At 59.9% G+C, this 2,792-nt stretch carries 4 protein-coding genes; 3 read left to right on the forward strand and 1 reads right to left on the reverse strand.

Features of this window, described 5'->3' with window-relative positions:
• From AB4043_RS21410 to dusB, 3 genes are all read left to right on the forward strand, one after another.
• Window positions 1-194 (forward strand): hypothetical protein (locus tag AB4043_RS21410; RefSeq protein ID WP_442308026.1); only part of this gene is annotated, 194 nt, incomplete at its 5' end.
• Between the two features lie 314 nt (window positions 195-508).
• Window positions 509-730: a 50S ribosomal protein L31 gene (rpmE, locus tag AB4043_RS21415; RefSeq protein WP_147645775.1), complete on the forward strand. Its 222-nt coding sequence runs from the start codon at window positions 509-511 to the stop codon at window positions 728-730.
• Window positions 731-795: 65 nt separating this feature from the next.
• A complete protein-coding gene (gene dusB, locus AB4043_RS21420) occupies window positions 796-2,040 on the forward strand; it encodes a tRNA dihydrouridine synthase DusB (RefSeq protein WP_442300601.1) in 1,245 nt (414 codons plus the stop codon).
• A gap of 134 nt (window positions 2,041-2,174) precedes the next feature.
• On the opposite strand, the gene AB4043_RS21425 is transcribed toward dusB, so the two are convergent.
• On the reverse strand, window positions 2,175-2,792 hold a 618-nt coding region (locus AB4043_RS21425), incomplete at its 5' end, for a flavin monoamine oxidase family protein (RefSeq protein WP_442308027.1).

The following is a 2,792-nucleotide window of genomic DNA, read 5'->3' on the forward strand; positions in this document are numbered from 1 at the left end:
GTGCAGTGCTCGTAACGGCGGGGGATACGGGCGCGTTCCAAATTCGCCAAAGCGCGACGCTGCGTCTGACAACCGCAAGCGGTGGCGTACTGCTCCCCGTCCGGCCGGGTGAGGATGCGGAGACCGGCTCCTTCGCAGATGGGGCAAACGACGCTCATACCTATGAGATGAGTATGCTTGTCCGCAAGGCTTAGGAAAACCCCCATCGATCTAGGAAAACTTCCGACTCCGATGTCTTGTCATCCTGAGCAAACGGGGTGGTGAAGCGAAGGACCTGCTTTTGAGGGACTTCCGGGTTCCCGGATTCGGATCATCCTGAACCACTGCACCACCCGTGGTGCAGTCCCAGTTTAACCCGGGTTATACTTAACAGAGCACCCGTAGTCGACAGGCACATCGATGTTGCGTGATCTTTGCCGCAGCAAGCGAACCGCCCCCGGGAGCTGGACAAAAACAAGCCGGTTTATAGCAATACAGCCCGGCAACACACGAAAAGGATTTATTTTCAATGCCCAAGCAGGGAATTCACCCCAACTACACCGATATGAACGTAAAGTGCGCCTGCGGAAACACTTTTGTGACCCGCTCGACGCATAAGGGCGACCTGACGGTCGAAATCTGCGCCAACTGCCACCCCTTCTTCACTGGCAAGCAGAAGCTGATCGACACGGCTGGACGCGTAGAGCGCTTCCGCCGCAAGTTCGAGAAGTCTGGCGCGGCCGCCAAGTAAATACAAACGCATCAAGGCCGAGGCCCTTGCTACGGCGAGGGCCTTTGGCTTTTCTGTAGATACACATGAAGAAGAACTGGGACAACCCGACCGAGTATGTCATGCCCGACAACGGTGCCGTCGTTCCTGCCGAATTCTCCATCGGCAAGGTTCGGGTGGCTCCCGCAACGGTGCTTGCCCCCATGGCGGGGGTAACCGACACGGTCTTCCGGCGTTTCATCCGCAACGCCAGCATGTTTACGCCGGACTCCTCCGGCGACGTGAATCAGACGGTCACGAACCAGCAGTCGGGCTGTGGTCTCATCATGACCGAGTTCACCTCGGCTGACGGTCTGGCCCGCATGCGCGAGACCAAGCGCAAGCGCTACCTGACCTACTACGAGGACGAGCACCCGATTTCGGCCCAGCTCTTCGGATCGAATCCGGTCACGCTGGCCGAGTCTGCCCGCATCGTGGAAGACGCCGGTTTCGATATCGTCGACCTCAACCTGGGCTGCCCGGCCAAGCGCGTCACCTCCTGCAACGGTGGCAGCGGCCTGCTGCGCGATCTGCCGCTGATCGGTGAGATCTTCCAGGCGGTCCGGGCTGCCGTCACCATTCCATTTACGGTGAAGTTCCGCATGGGGTGGAACGACGCCAATATCGTGTGCGTTCCGCTGGCGAAGATGGCCGAGGACTGCGGGCTGAACGCCGTCGCGCTGCACGCCCGTACGCGCGAGCAGGGCTACAGCGGCCAGGCGCGCTGGGAGTGGATCGCGCAGGTCAAGGACGCGGTGAAGATTCCGGTCATCGGCAACGGTGATATCCGCACGCCGGAGGATGCTGCCGCCATGGTGGCGGAGACCGGCTGCGACGCCGTGATGATCGGCCGCGCCGCTCCGGCGAATCCGTGGCTCTTCCGTCAGATCGCACAGTACACCGCGACTGGGCGCTACGATCAGCCGACCGAGATGGACCGCTACCGCATGATTCGGACTTATTTCGAGATGCTGCTCGAAGAGATTGAGCAGGAGCATCCGGAGATTGAGTTCGCAACTCCTGGCCGTGCTGAGACCGACGAAGAGAAGCGCCGCAAGCGTGATCGAGAGTCAGCCCGCCGCGATGCCATCGGCAAGATGAAGCAGTTCGCAAGCTGGTTCACGCACGGCGTAGCCGGCGGAGCTTCACTGCGCAGGGCGATCTACGAGGCCAAGGTGGGCGAAGACGTCATGATTGCCGTCGAGGACTTCTTCGAGGGCAAGATGAAGCCGGTCACCGAAGAAGTCGCCGAAGAGCCGACCTTGGAAGCCCTGGGCGCCGGCTGCGACTAACCCATACACCGGGTGCCCCATGTCCCGCTTCTGGGACGTGGGTATTCGCGCTACGCGCGAACCGTCTTTTTTTTTGTGGTCCTGAGAGTAAGCGAAGGACCTGCTTTCTCTGCCCTATCGGATAACAAAAAAACCTATCCCTTCATCCCCGCAGCAATCCTCTCAATCGCGCGATGCCCTGAGAGCGCCGCACCCTCCTGCCATCCCACCAGATGCGACAGATAATCACCCGCGAAGATCGTGCGGCCTTCAGGTTWATCGAGCTGGCTGTAGGCAGCTTCAGTCCCATCGAGATGATTGTTAGCGAAGCAGCCAAGCGAATACGGAATGTTCTCCCAGCTCACATAGATGGGTTTTGTAAGCAGGGAAGACTTGCCCGGATGCAGCTTCTCCACCGCAGCACGGGAAGCATCGAGCTTGCCCTGCCGCGAGAGCGCACCAAACGGCGTGAACTGGCGCGTGACATCGTCGCGTTCGGCGTTGAAGCCACCGATGATGATGCCGGTCTTCGAGAAGAGCTTGTCGGAGGGATACCACACCAGGTCGACGGTCTGGCGAGGGAAGCTGATGCCGCCGTAGATGCGGTTTTCCTTCTCCCAGAAACGCGGAGACTCCCAGGCGATCTTGTAGTTGGTTGTCATGGGGATGCCGGTGAAGGCGTTCTGTGTCGCAGCAGTGAAGTTGTTCTTCGTCTTCGCCAGTACCGGGATTGGCATCGTGCAGACACACCAATCAGCCGTAATGGTCTGTGC

Origin of the sequence: Terriglobus sp. YAF25 (assembly GCF_052113305.1) — a bacterium.
Classification (GTDB): domain Bacteria; phylum Acidobacteriota; class Terriglobia; order Terriglobales; family Acidobacteriaceae; genus Terriglobus.